At 56.9% G+C, this 23,536-nt stretch carries 14 protein-coding genes and 2 pseudogenes; 7 read left to right on the top strand and 9 right to left on the bottom strand.

Going from position 1 to position 23,536, the window contains the following annotated elements:
• Both AC3FLX_RS30995 and AC3FLX_RS30990 read right to left on the bottom strand, forming a co-directional pair.
• Positions 1-850, bottom strand: an 850-nt coding sequence (locus AC3FLX_RS30995) for an MmgE/PrpD family protein (protein WP_488701143.1), incomplete at its 3' end; no start/stop codon positions are given.
• Positions 851-926: 76 nt separating this feature from the next.
• Positions 927-1,859: a Bug family tripartite tricarboxylate transporter substrate binding protein gene (locus tag AC3FLX_RS30990; RefSeq protein WP_488701142.1), complete on the bottom strand. Its 933-nt coding sequence runs from the start codon at positions 1,857-1,859 to the stop codon at positions 927-929.
• Positions 1,860-2,148: 289 nt separating this feature from the next.
• Between AC3FLX_RS30990 and AC3FLX_RS30985 the strand changes: the two genes are divergently transcribed.
• Positions 2,149-3,093 (top strand): LysR substrate-binding domain-containing protein, encoded by a 945-nt coding sequence (locus AC3FLX_RS30985; protein WP_488701141.1) that lies wholly within the window; start codon positions 2,149-2,151, stop codon positions 3,091-3,093.
• A 618-nt stretch (positions 3,094-3,711) separates the two neighbouring features.
• Positions 3,712-4,048: pseudogene (locus AC3FLX_RS30980) on the top strand (IS110 family transposase); the annotation flags it as partial.
• Here AC3FLX_RS30980 and AC3FLX_RS30975 read toward each other — a convergent pair.
• Positions 4,042-4,296 (bottom strand): helix-turn-helix domain-containing protein, encoded by a 255-nt coding sequence (locus tag AC3FLX_RS30975; RefSeq protein WP_488701140.1) that lies wholly within the window; start codon positions 4,294-4,296, stop codon positions 4,042-4,044. The pseudogene AC3FLX_RS30980 and the gene AC3FLX_RS30975 overlap by 7 nt on opposite strands.
• A 486-nt stretch (positions 4,297-4,782) precedes the next feature.
• The gene (locus AC3FLX_RS30970; RefSeq protein ID WP_488701139.1) at positions 4,783-5,478 is read right to left on the bottom strand and encodes a winged helix-turn-helix transcriptional regulator; all 696 of its coding nucleotides are present in this window, start codon (positions 5,476-5,478) and stop codon (positions 4,783-4,785) included.
• A gap of 375 nt (positions 5,479-5,853) precedes the next feature.
• Between AC3FLX_RS30970 and AC3FLX_RS30965 the strand changes: the two genes are divergently transcribed.
• The 3 genes and pseudogenes from AC3FLX_RS30965 to AC3FLX_RS30955 form a co-directional block, all read left to right on the top strand.
• A complete protein-coding gene (locus AC3FLX_RS30965; RefSeq protein ID WP_488701145.1) occupies positions 5,854-7,167 on the top strand; it encodes an MASE1 domain-containing protein in 1,314 nt (437 codons plus the stop codon).
• Complete coding sequence (locus AC3FLX_RS30960; RefSeq protein WP_488701138.1) at positions 7,094-8,482, top strand: alpha/beta hydrolase; 1,389 nt, start codon at positions 7,094-7,096, stop codon at positions 8,480-8,482. Before AC3FLX_RS30965 ends, AC3FLX_RS30960 begins: the two co-directional genes overlap by 74 nt.
• A gap of 149 nt (positions 8,483-8,631) precedes the next feature.
• A pseudogene (locus tag AC3FLX_RS30955) lies at positions 8,632-9,480 on the top strand (IS30 family transposase); the annotation flags it as partial.
• A 426-nt stretch (positions 9,481-9,906) separates the two neighbouring features.
• Here AC3FLX_RS30955 and AC3FLX_RS30950 read toward each other — a convergent pair.
• Together AC3FLX_RS30950 and AC3FLX_RS30945 are read right to left on the bottom strand one after the other, a co-directional pair.
• Complete coding sequence (locus tag AC3FLX_RS30950; protein ID WP_488701137.1) at positions 9,907-13,029, bottom strand: efflux RND transporter permease subunit; 3,123 nt, start codon at positions 13,027-13,029, stop codon at positions 9,907-9,909.
• A 53-nt stretch (positions 13,030-13,082) separates the two neighbouring features.
• On the bottom strand, positions 13,083-14,288 hold the full coding sequence (locus AC3FLX_RS30945; RefSeq protein WP_488701136.1) for an efflux RND transporter periplasmic adaptor subunit: 1,206 nt from the start codon (positions 14,286-14,288) through the stop codon (positions 13,083-13,085).
• A 143-nt stretch (positions 14,289-14,431) separates the two neighbouring features.
• Here AC3FLX_RS30945 and AC3FLX_RS30940 point away from each other — a divergent pair, with 143 nt between their 5' ends.
• A complete protein-coding gene (locus AC3FLX_RS30940; RefSeq protein WP_488701135.1) occupies positions 14,432-15,991 on the top strand; it encodes an efflux transporter outer membrane subunit in 1,560 nt (519 codons plus the stop codon).
• On the opposite strand, the gene AC3FLX_RS30935 is transcribed toward AC3FLX_RS30940, so the two are convergent.
• The gene (locus AC3FLX_RS30935) at positions 15,948-17,567 is read right to left on the bottom strand and encodes a sensor histidine kinase (RefSeq protein WP_488701134.1); all 1,620 of its coding nucleotides are present in this window, start codon (positions 17,565-17,567) and stop codon (positions 15,948-15,950) included. The two genes, AC3FLX_RS30940 and AC3FLX_RS30935, sit on opposite strands and share 44 nt — an antisense overlap.
• 60 nt (positions 17,568-17,627) lie before the next feature.
• Here AC3FLX_RS30935 and AC3FLX_RS30930 point away from each other — a divergent pair, with 60 nt between their 5' ends.
• On the top strand, positions 17,628-18,248 hold the full coding sequence (locus tag AC3FLX_RS30930; protein ID WP_488701133.1) for a response regulator transcription factor: 621 nt from the start codon (positions 17,628-17,630) through the stop codon (positions 18,246-18,248).
• A 259-nt stretch (positions 18,249-18,507) separates the two neighbouring features.
• Here AC3FLX_RS30930 and AC3FLX_RS30925 read toward each other — a convergent pair whose 3' ends face one another.
• Positions 18,508-20,310 (bottom strand): hypothetical protein, encoded by a 1,803-nt coding sequence (locus tag AC3FLX_RS30925; RefSeq protein ID WP_488701132.1) that lies wholly within the window; start codon positions 20,308-20,310, stop codon positions 18,508-18,510.
• 306 nt (positions 20,311-20,616) lie between these two features.
• Positions 20,617-23,454 carry a filamentous hemagglutinin N-terminal domain-containing protein gene (locus AC3FLX_RS30920; protein WP_488701131.1) on the bottom strand — a complete coding sequence of 946 codons (2,838 nt, stop codon included), beginning with the start codon at positions 23,452-23,454 and terminating at the stop codon, positions 20,617-20,619.
• Positions 23,455-23,536: the final 82 nt, after the last annotated feature.

Genomic DNA, 23,536 nt, shown 5'->3' with positions numbered 1-23,536 from the left:
TCAGATCGAGCACGCAGTCGATGGCGTTGTGCGCGGACCCACAACATGCGTGACGCTTCGGGGCCAGCCCGAACTCCTCGAGCGCCAGTGGCTTACCAAGCTTTTTCAGCGGTTCGTCCCAGCCGCGCGGTGCTGGACCGCCATAGAGCGAAAGGAATCCTTGCGGGTCTTCCAACACTTCGGGATTGCCTTCCAGGCCGGAAGCGGCTAGCCGCGCCGCCACGATTGCGTTTGATGCCGACATGCCGCACTGAAACGACTTTGCCTCAGTGCCAAACTGCGCCTTGTTGCCGGAAGCCATGCTCACAGCCAGGCTCATCGCGGCCATCGTTTGCGCGGCGTCGAGCTTGAGAAGGCGAGCGCACGCCCCTGCCGTGCCAATACAGCCCACTGTTGCTGTCGGATGCCAGCCCGCGAAGTAGTGGGAGCGGTTGACGCCGCGGCCCAGCGTCGCATGCAGCTCCACGCCGACGATATAGGCGTCGAGCAGATCCGCACCACTGGCGTCGATTTCCTCGCCCAGCGCCATCAGTGCGGGCACCAGAACGGCAGATGCGTGGGTGAGTGCCGGATAGAAATTGTCATCGATTTCCAGCACGTGCGCGGCCGTGCCGTTGACCATGGCAGCCCATGGCGCGGGGACTGTGGCGTCGGTACCCAGGACGGTGGCGCTGCCCGTTCCCCACGCTTTCAGGCCTTGCGCCACCTTGGTGCTGACCGGGTCGACGCTCCCGGCCACCATGCAGGCAATCGTGTCGCCGAACGCGTGCATCGCGCGTGTCAAGGCGATGTCGGACCATACATGCTCACGGCTGGTGGTCCAGGCCGCAAGTGTCTCCAGAACTGACATACGAGCGTACTCCGAGGCAGAGTGCCTCATTGATTTTGTAGAAGGAAAAACAAGAGATGCGGCGACGTTGGCGCGGTCAGTCCGTCGTGGCACCGGACCTGCGAATCACATCGGCCCACTTCGAGCGCTCACGATTGACCCAGGCTGAGAACTCGGCCGGCGTGCCGCCCACCACTTCGTAGCCAAGCTCTCGCATACCCTTGACGACGTGTGGGTCCTTGAGCGACTGATTGACGGCGGTATTGAGCTTCTGCACGACGGCGGGCGGCATGCCCTTCGGGCCGATAATGCCGGACCATGCGATCACTTCGAAGCCAGGAACGCCCGCTTCCGCCACCGTCGGCAAGTTCGGCACCAGCGGGGAACGCTTCTGGCTGGTCACTGCGAGGGGCTTCAGCTTGCCACCCTTTACGGCGGCCAGACTGCCAGCAATGTTGTCGAACACGAGATCGACGTGACCGGCCATGACGTCGTTGACCGCCGCTGGCGCCGTCTTGTAGGGCGCATGCACCATCTGCGCCCTGGTCATGTACTTGAACAGTTCCGCGCCGACATGACCCGACGTGCCGTTGCCTGCCGAGCCGAAAACGAGCTTGCCGGGGTTGGCTTTCGCGTAGGTAATCAGCTCGCCGACCGAGCTCACGGGTAGCGATGGCGACACGGAGAGCAGGTTCGGCGTGTATCCGGTCTGGACAATAAGGTCCACATGATTGGCCGCGGCAAGGCCGGCTTTTGACAACGATGGATTGATGCCGAGCGTCTGCGTGTTGCCGTGGCCGATCGTGTAGCCATCGGGCGTGGCCGAGGCGATGGCCTGCATGGCAATCAGGCCGCCGCCGCCCGACTTGTTTTCGATGACGATGGCCGTTCCGACGCGCTTGCCAACGTCCTCCAGAATGAGCCGCATCAGCGTGTCGGGTGCCGAGCCGGCCCCAGAGCTCAAGACATACTTGATTGGCCGGTCGGGATACTCCGCCCATGCCTGCTGACTGACGCCCAAGGCCGTCATCGCAGCGATCGCCGCCCAAATGCCTGCCACCATCCGACGCGCCGTTTTCCACTGTGCCGTTCGAATCATCTCTTGCCTTCGTGATCTGTCCAAAGCGCGTATCGCACTGGCTTAGTGCTCACCGCCAAGGTTAGTTTGCAAGACTGGTGCATCAGAAAAAATGATGCACCGCAAAAGGGAGCTTGCCCGATCCATCCTATCGTCCGTGCGACAATGCTTTGATGTTATTGGGACAACAAGCACGGACGCAAACCAATCTTTTTGCGTCTTGCATCAAAGGATTTAATGGATGAGTCGACTGCCCTCCATGACGGCGCTGCGATGCCTGGATGCCAGCGCACGGCTGCGCAGCTTTACGCGCGCAGCCGATGACCTGCATCTCACGCAGGGCGCGGTCAGCCATCACATCCTGCTGCTCGAACGTCAGTTGGGCGTGCAGTTGTTTGTGCGTCGGCGCAGTGGACTGGAATTGACCCAGGCCGGCCGGAAGTACTGGAATGACACGTCGGTGATCCTGCGGCAACTCGAACGTGCAACGGAGAGCATCATTACCACCGGTGGGCGCGGTGGCTCCCTGAATCTGTCGGTATCCTCCAGCTTCGGCAACTACTGGCTCATGCCGCGCCTGCAGTCCTTCGTGGCAGCCAATCCCGACATCACCCTGAATCTTTCAACGCGCGTGGGAACGGTGGACTTCGCCACAAGCGAAGACGATGCCGCCATCGAATTCTGCAGCGGTCCGATGCCCGGTCTTGCCGCGAATCTGGTGCTGCGCGCCGAACTGCGGCCATACGTGGCGCCGGCCGTCCTCAAGGACTTCCGGCGCACCAAACGGCTTGGCAACCGGGCACTGACACGCTCGCAGCTGGGTGAGCTGCTCCGTGGTCACACACTCATCCGCCGCGTGACGGTAATGGAGGCGTGGCCGGGCTGGCTGGCCCAGGTAGGGCTTGACACGGTCATCTCGGAATCGCACTTAAATGGGGGCCCGCGATATGCGCTGCTGTCCATGGCGCTCAACGGCGCCGTTGAGGGGTTGGGGGTCGCGTTGCTACCAGACTTCATTGCCAGCAATGCCGTGGACTCGGGAAAGCTCGTCTGCCTATGGGACGACCCGTGGGTAGCGCCACGCGCGTACTACCTGCGCTGGCCCGAATGGCGCTCCGACCTGGATGGGCTCAACCGGTTCGCTCAGTGGCTAAGTCAAGTTTCGGCGAACCCATCTACTAGCTAAAACGTAGTCGAATTCCCCGACGTTGCCCGATCCCTGAACAGCCTAATTGATTGGAGGTGGGCTGTTTCCGGTTTCATGGTTCATTTTCCTTGGAGCGGAAACAAGAAAAGTCTCGTCCACAGTCTAATAGATTATCGCTAGGATGAAATCTGCTTAGATTTATGGATACAGCTTCCCTCAACTCCCGCCACCTTTCCCCGGGGTCGGCGGGAGTCTTTTTTTGATGAAAGAGTAGCGTGAAGAGAGCTGAGCGAGAGTTCCTGCGCCAAGAATCTACTCATAGTTGAGAGCCTTGAACTTGCCCGCACTTCGTTGATGCGGCTTGCCCCGCCAACGGAATTCCTTCGATTGTCGATCGCTTGTCAGGCGCGCCTTTAAGAATCATCCGAACATCGACTTCGTCAAAGTACTGATGACGAATGGCTGGCGCTTAGCCGCCAGGATGCCTTCACCGCCGTTACTATCTTCATGCCCCGTCAATGAGCGCTTTGGCCAGCCAGGACCGGCATTATTCCCCCCCAGTCGACCATGATCCGGGGGTATGCTCCGGGTCTGGTGGGTAGCTGGTGATCGCCAATAGGGACTCGGCAGGGATATCCAAGGCCGTCCGTAACGTGGATGCCGAGACTTGCTACAGTTGTTGCAGGCCAACTCATTCAATCTGCACAAACTTCGATGCAAGAAACCCAACAACATGACGCCGTCGATGTCTTCGTCGGCAAAGGCCAGCATCCTGCCATTGCACTCGGCCGGAACGCCAAGCGCCTGTACAATAGGGCGCCACCTAACGACGAAGCAAAGCCGCGCGCCCTCATCGATTAGCTCAAGGTGCATGGCCGCCCTCTCTTCGCCATCGATCAACCAGCCACAATTGATGCGCTGCCGGCGGCCGTCGCCCGCGATGACGGCGTCCCGATTGCCTATCTGCCCGGCCTGGCAATGCCACGCCTAGCTCAGCAACTCGCCGCCCTGCACAAACAACGGGACAAAGTGGCCGCCGAGGTCGAACGACTGGTACTTGCTCACCCCCTCTGACCGGTCCTGACCAGCATGCCGGGAGTGTACTAGGCGCTGGTTCACGGTACGCGGACTCATGCCCAACATTCCCGCCACATCGCTATGGGTCTTGCCGCACGCTACCCAAGCCATGACCTCAGCCTCGCGCGCGGTCAGTAGCGGTCCGGACAGTCCAATCGCCGCCACTTCTGACGCATCCCCTCCCGCAGCCGCAGGCCGGCATACACCGCCCACGCGCCGTACGTGTTGCCGCTAGTACTAGGCTTTGGGCATTAGCAGGGATCCCGCTTCGGCGGCCCGACGTGGCGCGTACTCCTTTAACTTAACGTCACGGGCCACCATGCGCGCCCCCACTGGCCCTTGGAGTCTTCCGAGAACGCGACGTTAGCGATGACGGGGCCAAAGAAATGTCGCAGCTCCTTTGGCACGTCCTGGAACAGTAAGGGTCGGCGGGTCCCTCGAAAGAAGCCGCTCCCATCTCGGTAACACCTGCCAGCAGGCCATCGAAGTTCGCAGCACCGGAGTCTTCCGCCAGCCAGCCTCAACGGGGTCGGGCATGTCGAGCGGGAACGCCCGGGCGTGACCCCGATGTTGTGGAAGTCCTTGATCCTTCCGTTTGCCCCACTCAGACCGGCCCTGACCAGCACGGAGTCGGTGGGCTACTACTCGCCATCAATCGATATTTCCGGCGAGATCCAGCTTATAACCTTTACCGTAGAGTGTTTTCAGAACCACACCATTATCACGACAAAATACCATCTTTTTACGAATACGAGAAAGGTATGCATCCAAAGAGCGCGAAGGACACAACAATTTCCCCCAAATTGCCCGCTCAATATCACATCTGGAAACGCTCCTTCCAATATTCGCAAATAAAAACCCCACCAGATCGAATTCCCGCTCCGATAGAGCCACAGCGCATCCATTCACCATAACAGCACGAGACAACGAATCAACTTGATAATTTCCCAGATGCAGCGTCCCACCCGCCTTCGCAGAGTTAATTACCAAACGAGTCGCCAACATGTCAAGACAAGCCAATAGGGTCGTCCGGCAAATGCTTCCCCTGATGCATAAATCTACTCCTGCTTTTATTGCGATCAACTCCTCGAAATATTCAATCTGGCTAGCTATATAGACGATAGCAATGTCTACTCCGCACCGACGACGAAAACTCTGCGCAAGGGTCAGAGCTGATGAACTAAATTCAGGCGATCTAATAATTAGTATGTCGAAATTCCTCGTATTCACATCCTCATTGCCCTGCACATCCATATCAAATGCAACGCACTCAAATCTCGAATTTTTTAGTAAATCGCAAATCTCTACAAATCGATCACGATTTGTATCAATCACACTGACTTTCAATACCAACCTCCCATCATGAACCTGCCACCTAGTCAAGCACCACCCTAATCTTGCATAGATGGCTACAAATCAAAATATCACCCCCCCTGTATCAGGGCATTAGTTAATTATTGACATTTTCAAATGTAGATTTATTTCGATAATTTGAGAGAATTTTCTGATACGCGATCTTATGCGTAAATGATAGTATTTGGGCGATCCTATATATAGTCTGCTGAGACCAGCACGCACAAAGGCAAGCTCGATTGCCCCCGGCAGCGATGCCACAGAAGCATTACGCTATCTGGATGATAAGGATCGCTGAAAGACAGAATTCAGATAATCATTGATATCGTGACAGAATACCTTGCGTCTCGACTACTTTATGGGTTTAAGATGCATCCAACACGCATGCGCATTGTAGTCGTGACAATGTTAGTGACAGGAGCCTACCCTGTTGTGGGAATCCTATCTGCCTATATGGCCGCGGCAAATACCCAAACGGTCATCGTGTGGCTGGCATCCGGTGTCAGCTTCGGCGCCTGGATCGTTAGCCCCCGTAGCGAACGATTAGCGGTAGTCATGGGCACGTTATTTGCTGCCACTATTTGGGGAAGGACATGGCATTCGCTCCCATGGGCCCACGCTCTAGTATTCGGCTCTATTGAAACTAGTAGCATCATACTAGGCGCTTGGCTAGCGACTTCACAATATCCCGAACCAACACAGGCTCAGAAGCCGATTGCACGAGCCGCAATGATGGTGATAGGCGCAATTGCTACGGGCGTGATTGGCGCTGCATTGGCCAACGAGTTTTGGCGTTGGATTAGCCCTATAGGAAATCCTGCAAGCAACAGAGAGTGGCGTGCATGGGCCTTTTCGACAGTCTTGGGCATCTTGCTTCTTGTGCCCGTGATCGTCAGCTTCAAAGATTTTTCGGTGAGACGCTCTGGTGGCATGCCAGTACGACTCTTCTTGAGCGGCACCGTCATGTTCACACTGTTTATCACCGCAGTTCTCACCGTGTTCAACGAGGGAGCGCAGGACCGATTCGGCGCTGTAGCGCCGACGCTGGCCTACCTTCCAATGCCCTTTCTTGTGCTCGCTTCGATGTTTTGGGGTCCCCGCGGGGGGTCAGTTGCCGCGCTAGTTGGGGCCATAGTAGTCGTCTGGCTGACAGCCAATGGGAAAGGGCCGTTTGTCGTTAGCGAGGGTTTCCCCGGCGAATCGGTCATCGAGGTTCAAGCCTATGTGTCGATCTGGGCCGCGCTGCTTCTAGTGGGTCAAGCCTTGAACTCTGACCGGCGCACCGCACTGATCATGGCGCGCGAATGGCAGCTTCGCTATGAGCGCACTCTGGTGGCAAACGGCGTTGCCAGCGTAGAGTTCGATGCAGTCAGTGGTGCTGCAGTCTGGGGGGAATCAGCCGATACCGTACTTGGACCTGAAGTAGGACAAATACGCAATATTTGTGACTGGCTTGATATCGTCAATCTCGCAGATCGGGCCCTGGTGCGAGCTGAGTGGGATGCCATGATCAGCGGACGGCGTAATGCCAGCGCCGGGTCCTATGACATCCGCCTCGGCGACCGCGACCTGCAGGTGCAGACGCGGCTAGCACCAGTGCGCGGTCCTGATGGGACAGTCGAGCGCGTGGCCTGCTTGCTACAGACAATTTCTCCTGCGAGCATGGAGACCAACCATGCGTAAGCCTGGGGTCCTCCTAATTCACGGCCTTGGTGGGACCCAGTATGACCTTGGTTCAATGCACAAGCGCCTGAGAAACGCAGGTCTTGTTACCCATTCGCTGACGCTGCCGGGCCACGGTACGAGACCTGAAGACTTGGCTGGCGTACGCGTAGAAGACTGGCTCGAAGCGGTACGCCGTAAGTACTACGAGGTGCGCGACCAACATGATGTGCTACATCTGATGGGAATGTGTATGGGGTCGCTGTTGGCCGTCGAGATCGCCAAACGCGAACACCATGACAAGGGCAAGCTCGTGATGCTGGCACCACCAGTCTATATCGATGGGTGGGCCACGCCGTGGTATCGCGGCGCCCGTGCCGCCCTTTATCGAATTCCCGGTGTACCCGAGCGTATGAAGGTAATGGAGGAAGATCCATTCGGCATAAAGAACGCTCAGTTGCGCGCCATCGTCAAGGCCAAACTCGAGCGTGGCGAGAATTTCCACTATCGGTGGGTGCCGCTTGCGTGTATACGCGAAGTGGACCGCCTCCGCGGCATGGTAATGGATGGCCTGGACCAGATCGCCTGCAAGACGCTTGTGGTGCATGCGCGAGAGGACGAATTGACCAGCCTGCGGTCGGCCACCTACCTAGTCAAGCACATTGGCGGCAAGACGCGCGCCGGACTCGCGCGCATGCTCGTTCTAGAAGACAGCTATCACATGGTGTGCGTCGACAATGACCGGGAAATCGTAGTCCGAAATGTGCTGGAGTTTCTTGACGTCACAGCATCGGCTTCGCTGGGCATGGGGCCAATGGACGCCGCCATGCCGCCGGCTGAATTGGTGTCGCTGATCGGAACGGTGAGTCGTATGCTTGAATCAGGGGATTTTGATGGGCTATATGCCACCGGAGTTCCTAATTTCGCTTGGCTACAACCAGGCACCCACCGCGCGTCTGGTATCTATCGTGGCGCCAAGGGGCTATCCCGGCTAAAGAGTTGGGCTATGGGCGACACACCATTACGCTTTGGCGCATTCGGTAAGCCCAGCATAAATGCGGGTGTTGCGGTGTTACCCGCAACGCTTATTGCAAGCACGCTGGCATCGCCGGGGGTGCTTGCATTGGCCGCGCATGCGGGAAAGCTCCTCGAAGCACGCTGGTTTCCCGATGATGTCACTCTTGAGGAGAATTTCTTTGGCGGTAAGCTCGCGCCCGACTTCCGGAGCCCACTCGAAGAGACATTCACCCACGCTGTCGCTGCTTCTAGGACACTGCGCCCGGTACCTGTAGATCAGCTGCGGGAAATAGATATCAACGATAAGCACGTGACCTAGCATTTCCCCATCGGATGAATCGATGGATCAGTTCTACGGAGGCAGGGAACGCCCACGGCAAGAAGCACGTGAACCGCCGTCAGCGCTTCTTCCGGAGATGGGAAGCGTGGTGCGGTGATCGTGGCTCGTAGCGGCTGTAGGAGCCCGTACTATCCGCTCAAGTGCGCCGGGTGCAACGCCGACAGGCCGGCCGTGCAGCGACCAAGCTCAGTGAGCACACCGTGCTATGGGGCGTGGTACGCCACTTCCTCCAGCAAAAGTGGTCACCTCAGGAAATCTCCGCTACGCTCAAGCGCGCCTTTCCTGCCCAATCCGACCTCAATGTGTCCCACGAAACCATCTACAACGCCATTCACGCCTACCCGCGCGGGGAGTTGCGTCGACAGCTCATCGTCTGTCTGCGCCAGGGCCACGCCAAGCGCCTGCCGCACTCGCGCGGCACCGACCGACGCGGCCAGATTCCCGATAAGGTCAGCACCCATGTGCGTCCGCCTGAGGTCAACGATCGGCTCATGCCCGGACACTGGGAGGGCGATCGCATCAAGGGAGCGGGTAACGGCTCCGCCGTTGGCGTGCTGGTCGAGCGCATGAGCCGTGGGGTGCAGCTGGTCAAAGATGTCCGGCGCCACCGCGGCCTCGGCCCTGGCCGGCTTCACAGCAAAGCTGCAATCACTGGTGGCGCCTCTGCGCCAGACGTTGACCTACGACCAGGGCCACGAGATAGCCCGGCGCGCCGAACGAAGCGCCGCTACCGGCGTCCGCGTGTACTTCTGCGATCCACACAGCCCTTGGCAGCGCGGCACATGCGAAAACACCAATGGTTTCTACGCCAGTATTCCCCCAAGGGCACGGACCTATCCATCTACCCGCAGGACGAACTTGACGCTATCGCTGACAGCCTCAACGGCCGGCCACGAAAGACCCTGAACTGGCACAGCCCATTGCAAGTCCTCGCGCAGGTACTCGCGAATCCCTCAGACCAGCTTGCCGTTCAATAATCTGCGAGGTGTTGCACTTCGCTCTTGAAACCGCCCTTGCCGTATCTGAAATGAGTAAGGTTAATAGGATCAAGGAATTCGGAAGGCGCATTGTGCTCGCCTTTGCTCCAATTTCTTGGAGCAGCGCCACCGTCGACCAAAAGGGGCAAGCCTTGTTATGAAGGCCCGCGTCGTCGTCGACGCGCCTCGGACTGGGTGCACAGCGTTGTGTACACCGCAGCCTACGAGCCGTGTATCCAAAACGCAGTCCTTTGCTCGCGACAAAGCGGTTGTTGGGCCAACAGGAGCACAATCCGTCCTAAGCGGCCACAGTGCAGAGGAACAGTTCGAAGCGACACAAGTGCCGTCTTTGAATTGGCTGTCTTCACTCACATTACGAAAGCCGAGGACTGGCCCATTAGCATCCCCGCTCGCCGACATCATCGATCAGCGTTTCCCTAGCAAGAGCCGAAGCGCTGGCACAATGACAAGGAGCATCAACGGCCCGATGAGCATGCCACCAACCACCACCGTCGCCAGCGGCTTCTGCACCTGGCTGCCAATGCCGGTGGAGAGCGCCGCAGGGAACAGTCCGATGCACGCGGACAACGCCGTCATCAGCATCGGTCGCATCCGTTGCTGAGCAGCGTGCGACATTGCCGTTTCGGATGACTCGCCCTGTTGTCGCAACTCGTTGTAGTAGGTGATCATGAGGATGCCGTCCATCACCGACACGCCGAACAGCGAGACGAAGCCGATGGCGGCCGATATGCTGAAATCCAGTCCCGTCACGAACAGTGCCAGCACGCCGCCAGAAATGGCGAACGGAATGCCGGCCAGCGCCATCACGCTATCGCGCAACGAATTGAACAGGCCATACAGCAGCACCATGATCATCACGATGCTGATCGGCACGATCAGCGCCAGTCGCTTCTTCGCCTGCTCCAGCTCCTCGAATTCGCCAGCCCAGGTGATCTGATATCCCTCGGGCAGTTTGACAGCGCGCGCAATGCGCGCCTGTGCCTCGGCCACCGTACTGCCCAGATCTCGCCCGCGCACGCTGAACTTGATCGGGATATAGCGCCGGTTGCGCTCGTGATAGATGTACGACGCCCCGGTATCGAGCGATACATCGGCCAGCGCGCTCAACGGAATGTAGGCATTGCTGCCGCCCGCCACTTGGTACGCCACCTTGATGTTGCGAATGGCGTCGATGCTGCCGCGATACTCGGGCGCCATGCGCACAGTCAGGGCGAATTGTCTGTCGCCTTCCAGCACCGTGGTGGCTTGTGCGCCGCCTAGCGCCGCCTGTACCACTGCGTTCACGTCGCCCGTGTTGAGCCCGTAGCGCGCCGCCGCCTCGCGATTGACCTTGATGTTCAGATTGGGCTGCCCCAGCACGCGGAACACACCCAAGTCCGCCACCCCGCGGATCTGCCCCATTTCGTACATGACCTGGTCGGCAAGCCTTTCCAGCGTCGGCAGATCCCGCCCGACGATCTTCACAGAGTTTGCGCCTTTCACACCGGACAAGCCTTCTTCCACGTTGTCCTGGATGTATTGTGAGAAGTTCAGCGAAATCCCCGCGAACTCGTCGGCGAATTCCTTCTGCACCTGGGCGACGAGCTTATCCTTGGTCATGCCTGCCGGCCACTCGTCGAAGGACTTCAACGGTACGAAGAACTCCGCGTTGAAGAAGCCCGCCGCATCGCTGCCATCGTCCGGGCGGCCGTGCTGGGAGACCACCGTCGCCACCTCCGGATGCGACAGCAGGATCTTGCGCATGCGCGCCACCGGCGGAATCCCGGCCTCCAGCGACACGGTGGGCGGCAGAGTGGCGCGAATCCACAGGTTGCCTTCCTCCAGCGCTGGGAGGAACTCCGTGCCCAGCAATGGCATCATCGCTACTGCGATGCCAAGCACCGCCGCACCGATGGTCACCGACATGCGCTTGTTGCCCAACGACCATTTCAGCGCCGGCGCATACACGCGGTGCAACTTGCGCACCAGCCAAGTCTCCTTTTCCTCGATATGCTTCGGCAGCAGGTACGAGCAAAGAACCGGCGTGACCGTGAACGTCGCGATCAGTGCGCCCAGCAGCGCGTACCCATACGTGCGCGCCATCGGCCCGAAGATCTGGCCTTCCACGCCTTGCATCGTGAACAGCGGCACGAACGCCGCCACGGTGATGGCCGCGGAAAAGAAGACGGCCTTATCCACCTGCAACGCGCTGACGAAGATCATCCGCAGCCGGTCGGACATGCCATTACCCAGGGCACGTCCGTCGCGACCCATCAACAGCCTTTGCTGCTCCACTATCGGCAACTGGAAGTTTCGGAAGATGTTCTCGACCAGGATCACCGACGAATCGACGATGATCCCGAAGTCCACCGCCCCGACGGATAAAAGGTTCGCCGATTCGCCCAGCAGCACGAGGATCATAATGCTGAAGAACAGCGCAAACGGAATGTTGATGCTGACGATGATGGCGCTGCGCAAGTCGCCCAGGAACACCCACTGGATGAAGAATACCAGCAGGCAGCCGAACAGCAGGCTGTGCAGCACGGTGTGCGTTGTCACGCCCACCAGCGTGGAACGGTCGTAATACGGATCGATATGCACGCCGGCAGGCAGCGTACCATCGCCATTGATCTTCTCAATTTCATCCTTGACGCGGGCCACCACCTCGTTGGTTTGCAACGTGCGGTTCATGACCACGACCGCAGTCACCACATCGTCCTCGTTGTCGCGGCCCGATTTTCCCAGGCGAGGCGCGAAGCCGATCTTGACCTTCGCCACGTCCTTGACCTGAACCGGCACGCCATTGCTCTGCGTGAGCACTACCTGCTCGATATCCTTTGAGCTCTCGATCAGGCCCACGCCGCGGATGTTGACGGACTGCTCGCCAAGATTGATGGTACGCCCGCCCACGTTGATATTGGCGTTACCAAGCGCCGTGATCATCTGCGATAGCGAGATGTTGTACGCATCGAGTTTGTTCAGGTCCGCCTCGACGTCGTATTCCTTTGTGGTGCCGCCCCAGCTCACCACCTGCATCACCCCAGGCACGGTCTTTAGCCGGCGCTGCAACACCCAGTCCTGCAACGTGCGGAGATTGGTCAGCCCGAAATGGTCGGGGCCCTTGAGCTGGTAGCGGTAGATTTCGCCCACCAGACTCGAAGCCTGGATCTGCGGCTGCACGTTGTTGGGCAGGCTCACGTTCTGCTGCAATGCCAGTGCGGCCTGTGTATATGCGAAGTAGTAGTCGACGCCATAGCGAAACGTCACTCGCACAAACGACAGGCCGTAGAACGACGTGGAGCGGATGCTTTCCACGCCGGGCGTGGCGGCCAGACCCACTTCCATCGGCACCGTGTAGTAGCGCTCCATCTCCTCGGCTGACAACCCTGGCGCCTGTGCGGTAATCTCTAGAATCACAGGCGCGGGATTCGGATAGGCCTCGATATTGAGCTTCGAATAGGCAAACAGCCCGGCGCCGGCAAAGACTAGGAGAAAAATCAGAATAAGCGGTCGCCGCGTCAGCGACAGCCGAAGAATGTTCGTCAGCACGATGTTCTCAATATTGGAAAGCTATGCGCAATGCAGCTACACGACCCAAATCACTATTGGGCAGATAGTGGCGCGGCGTTGCTCAGGTACACGGCGCCTTCGCTGGCGACCAGTTCTCCGGGTGTCAGCCCACTCAGCACCTGCACCAGCCCGTCCTGCGTCGTGCCGATAGTGACTATGCGACGTTCGAATCGCCGCTGGTCGCGCGTGACCCAGACGGTCATCGTGCCGTCCCCTTCATGCACTATGCCGTCCGCGGCTACGGCCGCTGAGCGCGTGGGATCGCCCGTGCGTATGTCGAATGACGTGATCATGCCGGGACGCAGTTCATGTCCGGGGTCCCTGACCTCAGAACGCACCTGCATGCGGTGCGTCGTGTTGTCGATGCTGGCCCCCAGCGTCGTGATGGTGCCCGTGAAGGTGCGATTAGGCAGCGCCATCGCCCTGACCGTCACCGACTGTCCCACGCGCAGCAATGGGGTATCCGCCTCGGACACGAAGGCCTGCATCCAGACCGTCGAAATGTCGGATACGATCACCGGGGCGGTGCCGTTGCCGGGCTGGACCAACATCCCCGGCTGCGCATTTCGCGCGGTCACGCGACCAGCGATCGGGCTGAACACGGTCAGCGTGGCGTCAGTACGCCGCTGCGCGATGATGCGATTCATGTCGGCATCGGTCTTGCCAAAGATCGCTACGGCGTCGCGCGCGGCCTTGTACGCAGCCTCGGACGCCTGTTGGTCGGACACGGCCTGGTCCACGTCCTTCTGTGCAATGCCCTGGATCTCTAACAACTGGCGTGCCCGCTCCAGCGCGCGGGCGTTCAGCTTGCGCGTGCCAGCGGCGGATATCAACGTCGATTCCGCCTGCACCAAGTCCGAGCTGTTGATGTCATAGAGCGGGGCGCCTCTCTTTACATCGTCGCCCACCTTGACGTACACATTACGCACCTTACCCTGATAGGCCGAGTACACCTGCACCGAGCGGTCCTGGTTGAAATCGATGCTGCCGACCGTCTCGCGCCGGTTGGAAAATTCGGATTGCTGCACGGCCACCACTTTGACAGTATTCGCCTGCGTTGCGCTCAGTGTCACCGATGAATCAAGCGAGGCGACTTTGAAAGCGTGCGCCTTACTCCCCGCATACACTCGCTCCCTCCCGTTTAGGGCGCCGGACTGCTGCCACACGACAAATATCACGACCAGCCCCACCATGGCGACCCCGGCACCGACCAAGGCAGATTTGCCATCGATACGCATAGTATCCCACCCCATTTGATTCTTAATTTTTCAATGACCCGCATAATGCGAGCAGAATTGCGACCGGTCTACTGTGACAAATCGCAGTGACGCGGCCCTGCCTCGCTTCTAATATTCGCGAATGTCAGATCTTTTGAAGGACCATGATCCCAGTTCGTAGCAACCTTCTATCTCGCCCCGTCGTACGAAGTGTCCGCAGCAGCTTGGCAATAGGCGCCATATGCCTCCTTGCGGCTTGCGCCGTAGGGCCGGACTTTCACCAGCCTGTGTCGCCCACCACACCTGGCTATACGCGGACGCCTCTGTTAAACGAAACTGCAACTGCGATGGGGAAAGATGGAAATGCACAGCAACTTGTAGTGGCGATGGCGATTCCCGAACAATGGTGGACGCTGTTGCATTCGGATAAACTAGACTGGGTCATCGGGTCGGCCATGCGTGCGAGTCCGACAATCGCCGCCGCACAGGGCGCCTTGCGGCAAGCCCATGCCGAAATGCGTGCACAGCAAGGAGCATTCTTTCCAACGCTGGGCGCTTCCTATTCTCCATTGCGAAGGCGAGAGCCGGTGAGCACCTTGTCGCCCTCACTCACATCTGGCGATGCACTGTACAGCCTACATACTTCCCAGTTGAGCATAGCCTATGCACTTGATATCTTCGGCCTGAACTCGAGACAGGTGGAGTCTTTGCGGTCCCTAGAAGATGTCCAGCGTTTCGAACTGGAGGCTGCATACTTGACGCTTTCATCAAACATCAGCATCGCCGCGATCCAGGAAGCCTCACTCCGCGCGCAGATCGACGCGCAGGAGCATGTCGTCTCAGTGCAAACACGGCTTCTTGATATTCTGCAAAAGCAGTTTGCACTCGGATACGTTAGCGGACTCGACGTCGCCGCCGCACGTACCCAGCTTGCGCAAGCCGAACAGGCGTTGCCCGCCCTGCGCAAGCAGCTAGCATTGCAACGCGACCTGCTTTCCGCGCTGGCTGGCAAGCTGCCTGCCGAGCCGTTCGACGAGACGTTTACTTTCGCGGACTTCACGCTGCCCGACACCCTGCCCGTGTCGCTACCTTCCGATCTGGTTCGCCAGCGTCCCGACGTACGCGCCGCCGAATCCCAACTGCATTCTGCAACGGCATTGGTAGGTGTGGCCATCGCCAACATGCTGCCGCAGATCACAATCACTGGAACACAGGGAGGGACCGCCACGGCGTTCCGGCAGATGTTCGCATCGGGTAACGTATTCTGGAGTCTGGCCGGAAACGCAGCACAGACATTCTTCGCTGGCGGCACGCTGATCGCCCGCAAGCACGCGGCCGATGCCGCGCTAGACCAGGCCGAGGCACAGTATCGTGGCACCGTCATCAATGCGTTCCAGAACGTGGCCGACACGCTTCACGCCATCCACAACGACGCCGATACGCTGAAAGCCGCGCGCGCATCGGAGCAGGCCGCACGCACTACGCTGGACATCACGCAGAAGCAACTCTCATCCGGATTCGTCAACGTGCTTGCCGTACTGAACGCCGAGCAGGCGTTCCAGACCGCCACGCAGGCCACGGCGCAGGCCCAGGCCGCACGCTACGTCGATACCGTTGCGCTGTACCAGGCATTGGGTGGCGGCTGGTGGAACCGCTCCGCCCAGACCGACGTGGCGAGTATCACGTCTGCGCCGCTTGCTTCGCGCCAGGCAGTCGCACCGTGAATCTTGATCCGGCGCCTTCTATGCTCGTCACGGAGACCGTGCCACCGTGCAGCTCGACGGCCAGCCTGACGATGTAGAGTCCCACGCCGGCGCCCGCCGTGCCGGAGACGTTACCACCGCGGACGTAGCGCTCGAATACATGTGCCAGGTCAGCCTCCGGAATGCCGATGCCGCAGTCCGACACACTCACGACCAGCACATCGCCCTCGCGTGCCACCTCAAGGCTCACCGGCGATTCCGGCGGCGAATACTTGATGGCGTTGCCAATCAGGTTGTTGAACACTTGGAACAGCAAACGCGCATCGCCGTAGATGACTTCGGGCGCATCCATGCGCCATTGATCGATGATCTCAGCACCGGGCACACTTTCACGATGCATGTCGCAAACTTCCTGCAGCAACAGCCGCGGCGATATTTCCGATCGTCTCAATGCGCTCGGCGTCGCAGCATCCAGCGTCTGCGCCGCACCGAGCATGTCATCGATCAAAGCCGTCAGCTTCTTCACCGAGGCACGGATACGCGCGCTGCGATCAGCCACTTGTCCGATGGAAATTGCATCCGACAGATGGCTCAGTCGCTGCGCTTGCCCGTCGATCACCGTCAGCGGCGTGCGAAATTCATGCGACACCATCGACACGAAGTTGCGCTGCAGCTCGGCCACGCGTCGCTCGTTACCCAGCGTCGTCTCCAGCGCACGCGCCTGCTCCGTCAGCGCCATCCGGCTCTCAGCCAGCGCCACTGTATTGTCACGGAATCGCCGCACGGCGCAAGCGATTTCACCCACTTCGTCGGCGCGTTCAGTCAAAGGAATATCGATATCGGTCTCGTTATCGGTAACCCGGTGCATGCAGTTGACCAACTCCGCGATCGGATTAATCACGGCGGTGACAAAGTAGAGTACCCCTGCAATCAGCAGCAGGATCGCAACAATAATGCCAATCAGAATCAGGTCGCGCGCGCGCAGGTACGCCTGCGCCTCGCGCAGCGTGGCATCGTTTGCGCCTGCCGCGTTGCGTTCGGTCAACGTGGTCAACGTGGCATTCGCCAGCGTGAAAGCGCGCCGCGATTCCTGATAGTACAGCGCGATCGCTTTGGATTTGTCGTCTCGCTGCGCCAGTTCCATGACACGGTCCGCCAACTCTCGATAGGCTCGCCATTGCGTGGCGAACTGGGCGTAATGCTCCAATTCCCGCGCGTCATGCTCGATGTTCCCGTAGCGCACGCTCGCATCGGCTATCGTCACATCCAGCGCTATCAACTCCTCTGCGGTTCTGCGCCGATCCATGTCGCCGCGTGCGGTCAGAAGTTCGCCCTCCGTGGCACGAAAATCGGAGATATCGTTGTTGAGGTCTCCCAATATTCTATTGATTAGTAACCAATGAGTGCTAATCTGCTTCGAAACGTTGTAGAAGCTTCCCAAGCGCTCGATACTGAACGCACCAAGCCCAACGACAAGCAACAGAAACAGCATAAACACCAATGGCAGCCGCACACGCAGGCAACTGAACGATGCGAAGCGTGACGTGGCCGCCTTGTAGACAGCCTCATTTCCCATGCTTGCGGTTGGATTTATCATGCGCTGAGTTGCGACATCATTCGCCTACAAGCGCTCATCACCAGTTGAAAAAATATCACTATGTGCGCTCCTTCTGATACAGCATCCAGACAAATCCTTTGTATTGAGGACGATGCCGAAACCGCGTCACTTATTTACGAGGAATTGGCTGAGCGAGGCTACCAAGTGTCTGTTTCTTACGACGGCCAGCGTGGCTTTGCATCGATTTTGCGCACACCACCCGACCTAGTGTTGTGCGATGTCGGTATTCCCATCATAGACGGCTTTGCGCTGCTGACCCGCCTGCGCTCGTTAGCACCACGCTTTGCCGATATTCCGTTTGTGTTCCTGACTGCACTGGCACAGCGCGACGCCGAACTCAAGGGTCGACGCCTCGGTGCAGACGACTATGTGACCAAGCCAGTGGATTTTGATATTCTTGAAAGTATTATCAAGGCTCGCTTAGCACGTGCGCCTAAAATTCTGAATCGCTCGTTGCCTCACGTGTTGCTAAGCGAACGGGAGATTGAGACATTGTCGTGGTCTGCACGCGGAAAGACGTCCAGTGAAATCGCAACTATCCTCGGCCTTACAAAACGTACAGTTGACTTTCATATTGACAACGTCCGCGAGAAGCTCGGTGTCGCCACTCGTGTCGAAGCAGTTGTGCGCGCAACCAAAGACGGCCTAATAGACCCATAGTTATGCATTGCGGCTGCTTGCGGCCATTACTCACCCCCGCACATTGAGGCCGTCAACGGCAGATCTCATTTACCTCAGACCAAGGATTAAACAATCGATCAGTATCAACAACGCCGGCCAAGTGCGTGACCCGCGCTGCGTCTAGCTTGGAAGAACAAGCGGCGGCTTGCAATACAAGGTTTGCATGCGCGCTCCTTGTTAACCACAGTGTGGGCGCGCATGCATTCCATGCCTAGCAACTCGTTAATATACTTTATGGTTAATTCGGTTGCTCCTTAACTATATTGATCTTGAGCTTATTCACCCCGGAAACCTGGTCATCTGAAGAAACCAATACATAATTCAAAACACTCGTTTGGCCAGCATCCACGTCCTTTTCCACCTTTATATTCACACCGAATTTCCCCCCTTGCACCGCTTGCTCGATCAGGATCCCTCGACTAGGCGGTACGTATAACGCATATTGAATACTCAACTCATCGGAGGTAGTTTCAGTCGGCAACTCTGCAAATACTGCCTTTCCTGGTGAAACATTGACTGGCGCGGCGGGCAAAGCGCGCAACAACCTCTTGACTACCTTGAATGACAAAACACCGTCTGCGGAATCGTGGGCGTTGTTAATTTTATATTTCACATCAATTTTCCCTTCCTTGGTCCCTGGGAAAAACGCAACCACCGTGCCTTTTTCGATCCTCGCCACTCCTTCTTCTGGTTTCAGAGGTGTAATACTTATACTCGTAAATGGCGCTCCAGTTGCGCCTCGGGAGAAGTCCTCGTATACTGGCCTTTCAGACGACATTTCTACCGTCGGTATATCCCTTTTGTCCAGGCTGTTTATAGTAATTCGCTTTCCAAAAGGAAAAGCGAATTCTTGGCCCTCGGCACCATTGTTAGCGCCATCTGAGTCTTCCGCTTTAATCCAGATACTAAAATTTCCACCCGGCATATCCTTTGGCGCGACAGGATAAATACCCTTAACCTTGCCATCTTTATCTATAGTTATCCCGCCGTGGGTATCAGGAAGTGTCTTTAATACCCTCCACGGAAAAATCGAACCGTCATCGCTAGAAATTTTGCAATCTATCTCCTCACCGGGAAACGCGATTGTCTTAGCTGGATCGGGCGATGCTACCAACATGATCCCGATTAAATCTTTGACAATAAAGTCAATTTCCGGCGATTCCGCAGAAAATCCCGCCAGATCGCGTACACGGACCTTCGCCTTCAATGGCTTTCCGGGGTTTTCGCTCTTTAGGTCCGGCGTGCCGGAGAGTTTTCCAGTATCTTTATCAATAGATAGCCACTGCAAGCGCTTATCTTGGGGATCTGCAGCCTTCAGTTCGTATATCAACCCTTGCGTCGGCGTTCTCCCCGCATTCGTCGCAACAGCAAATGCCTCGAATAGTTTCTTCGGAACCGGCTTGTGAGGATGGCTTACGTTAATACCCAACTCTGGATATACAACTAAGCAATGCGTTTCGGAAACGGCGGCCTTATTTTTATTGCCTTTTGAAATAGCGCTTATTTTCACGGTATAGGCATGTCCGTCTACCGCCTTGGGAGCATACGAATCATCCAGCTTTCCGGAGAGCACCCCCGTATCCTTGTTTAAAACTATTCCCTTTAATGGCGGATCGTAAGACCACTCCCAATCGCCAGCTACTTTTTGATTTTTTAAACTAACGCTAAATTGAATATTTATGCTTGAATTCATCCGTAGCCAATTACTGGGGACCCCTGCATCTGGGAGCGGTAGTACTTCAAATGGCGCATGAATTACAATTGAAAATTCCTTTTCAGCCACAGGGACCGCATTAATATCCGGCTTCGCAGTCTCACTTGCAACTTCGTAAACTTTCACATAGCAGCTATCACTCCCAGCGTGGACACGCTTTGGAGTACCAAAGATTTCTCCATTTCGCGAAATCTCTAATCCCAATGGTAGATCTGATGAATCGAAATAATAGAAATGACCACTCTGAGGATCTTTTAGAGTGAGCTTTGAATTATATTCCGCCCTCACCCAACCTTCTGCCAAAGCACCATCAATTTGGACTGCCATTTATTTCTCCACGATAATTTGGCTGATATATAAATATATCATCGCCATAGCATTAATCTGCCAGTTATTAACCTAGACTCCGTGCTCGATATCATCGACCTGATGCCGCTCGGCTAAGGGATCACCATCTCAGATGGGAGCCCCCTCGCTTATCATTCGTCAACCTTCCATTTACTGTTCTGATATTTCCCCTCCTTGCAAGGTTGTGACGTAAGAAAATGACAAGCCTTCTACAACTTATATTTTCTCTAATTCCAGCCTCAAAAGCAGGTCCATAACTGCGCTTCCATCCTGAAGCACAGCCAGTCATTGCCTTTCAAAGCATGAAATTGAGGAGCTATGGCGGGGATCAGAACAGTCGACATCCTCCTCAGCTGCGCTTCGAGCGCGCTCGGCCGCATCGAGCGTATCGCGATGTGGCCGACCCTCCGCCCGGGCCTTTGCATCCCTGTCATACGCGTCCTTGCGCGATTTCTCAGCCTCAACCAACGCAAGCACAGATGCCGCATCCTTGTTGACTGCCGCTGCATCAGCGTACGCCTTCGCCTTATCCCGCGACTCTATTTCCCGCTTGACTTCCGGATCCGCGATCTTGCCTATCGCTTCGAGCGCATCCCGACGTGGCTGACCTTCCGTCCAGGCCTTTGCATCCCTGTCATACGCGTCCTTGCGCGCCTGCGCAGCCAGTATCAACGCCACGAGCTTCGACGTATCACCTCCGGCAATTTTCGCATTTCCCAATTCGTTACTTACGTTAACAGCGTTTTTAACGCTACCTAAACTAGATATCAGTACCTCACCGTCTTCTACGCGTCGACTATCTTTTTTAGTTACGAAGAAGTACTTCTCGCTTGATTCGTCATAAGCGATATTAAGAGCATTCCCCCTCGCATCCTTCACGATATCACCATCGATTGGAAGCCCTTGTCTCGCATCAAATACGATACCAGTCTTAGACTCTATGACTATATCTCGCCCACCTGGTAGAGTGACAACTTTCCCTATTAGCTCACGACCACCACCCTCCACATCGAAGATCTTGAGCGTTGTTGATCGTTGTTCTCTTAACTTAGAATAACTGGAGCCATCATATAAGTAAATTACACCACCAACGCTGATCGGCTTGTTTTCTACACCATCAACTGAGATACTTACTTCAGCCTGCATACCATACTTTGCAATCGCCTTTAAGGCATCGTCCGAAACTGCCAACCACTCAAAACGCGGCGATAAGCGCACCAATGCATGACCACTCTCATCAGAGGATAGATAGAATCCGCTGCCGCCTTCTTTTTTTGCAATACCTGCAATCCTCACTCGAGCTATTCCCCATTCTTCATTATCCGGGCGAGTCTCCACGAACGTGTCGCCCTTGTCAGCAAAGAAGAATTTTCCCGATTTATCACGAAACAGGAGCCTGGGATGCTCGTCATCGGTAACTATGTTTGAGCCAACAAGCCCCGTAAAAGTGAACGCCCCCTTCCCGTCGCCTGTCTCCACCAAATCTCCCGCGACCAATCTTCCGCCATTATTATCAATGAATTTGACGCCATCCACATTTTCCCATTGATCAGTCGACGAATCCGCAAATAGCTGAATCCAGGCATCCCCACGCCTTACCTTCATACTGGTCGCGACAACACTAACTCCGGCGACTTCCGTTCGCGTTCCACTTTTTATGAACCCCACCTCTACAGGCATTGCATCGAAGAACTCTCCGCTCGAGGCAAGTCGATGCCCAATTTCGCCAAGATCTTTTCGGCTTCGTTCGATGGAGTCATATAGATGCGTAGTTGGATCAAGAACAATGCCGGACTCAGTATAGAAATTTCCGTCCTTACCGAGATAAACACTCGACCCGTCCTCCGTAAAAACGGGTAGCTTGGCTATCGCCTGAACACCGGACAGATTAATTGTGTCAGCCACAGGCACCAGCAAACCTGTGTCCAAAATGACAGAAGCCAGTGAAATACTTCCATTGTTCGGTGCAAAGAGTTGACCTGACAGCGCTAGCACCTTCTGCGCTGCCATATTGATCTGCGCGTCCGCCTGACTATTAGCCGTGATCGTGCTCGACTCAGCCTGACTCACGTGCCCCGTGTTCGCGTCACCAATCTCCACGATAACCGGATCGGCCGTCTTATCATCTCCCACTGTGACATTGCCACTTATGGTGATATTGCTGCCGCTGTGCATTTCGACCTTGCCACCCAACGCATTGAGCTCCCCGGCGTGGGATACCGCTCCGGTCGAGAGTAGTGCCGTGGTACTGCCCGCACCGCGGCTTTGATTATTGATCAGACCAGTGTTTTCCAGCAGCACACTCATGATCGCATTCGCGCCTGCAGCGTTGAGCAGAATCGAGCCATCCCCTTGCGATTGACCAATCACGAGGTCACCGGAGTTCGTCACCAGCGCATCCATCGCTGGCTGATCAACCGAGACGTTCCAGCCGCCCAACTGAATTGTGGCCGCGTTGGCCGCCACCATCGCAATGCTGCGGTCCTGCGCATTCGGATCTGCACCGGCGGCGATGGTGCCTGCGTTATTCACGACACTGCCGAGCAGAGCAACGAACGACTTGGCCGTGATCTGAGCCCCCTGCTCCACTTGAACAACACCCGGGCGCGTGGTGCTAGCACTAAATTTGAACCGTTGTGTCCCCGACATGAAGTCCTGGTTGTTAATGCCCATCGAGGAGGCAACTATTCCGCCAACATCGACCGAAGCACCTTTACCAAATACCACCCCGTTTGGATCGACAATGAACACACGTCCATTTGCCTGCAGGAGACCTTGTATGCTTGTGGGGCCGGCGTTATTGCCCACAACCTGGTTCAAGGTGGCAGAGTTCGCGCTGGGTTGATTGAAACGCACCCCTTCGCCTTGCCCTATATTGAAGTTTTGCCAGTTGATGATGGCGCGATCCGAACTCTGATTAATGGTCGTTTGTCCGGGTGCTTGCGTAACCGATGCCTGACCACCCACTACCTGACTTCCATCAGCCGCCAGTGCGTTGCTACTCCCCAAGGCACCCACAGAGCACAACACGCCTGAGAGCACCGCCATGAGCAGCCGCGATGGCTCCACATGTTGTTTAGCCTTACCCTCAACAGAGGAAACTGGGAAACCGAAGAATGGCATGTATGTCCTGTATGAATAGAACTGAGCCTTTCCAACTCAACTCAAAACATGGAGGATCGCCAATGACCGCACCAAAGAAAAC

The organism is Cupriavidus sp. 291-E7 (genome assembly GCF_057798835.1).
The sequence above is the reverse complement of the archived record's forward strand: the minus strand, read 5'-3'. Positions and strand labels throughout refer to the sequence as shown.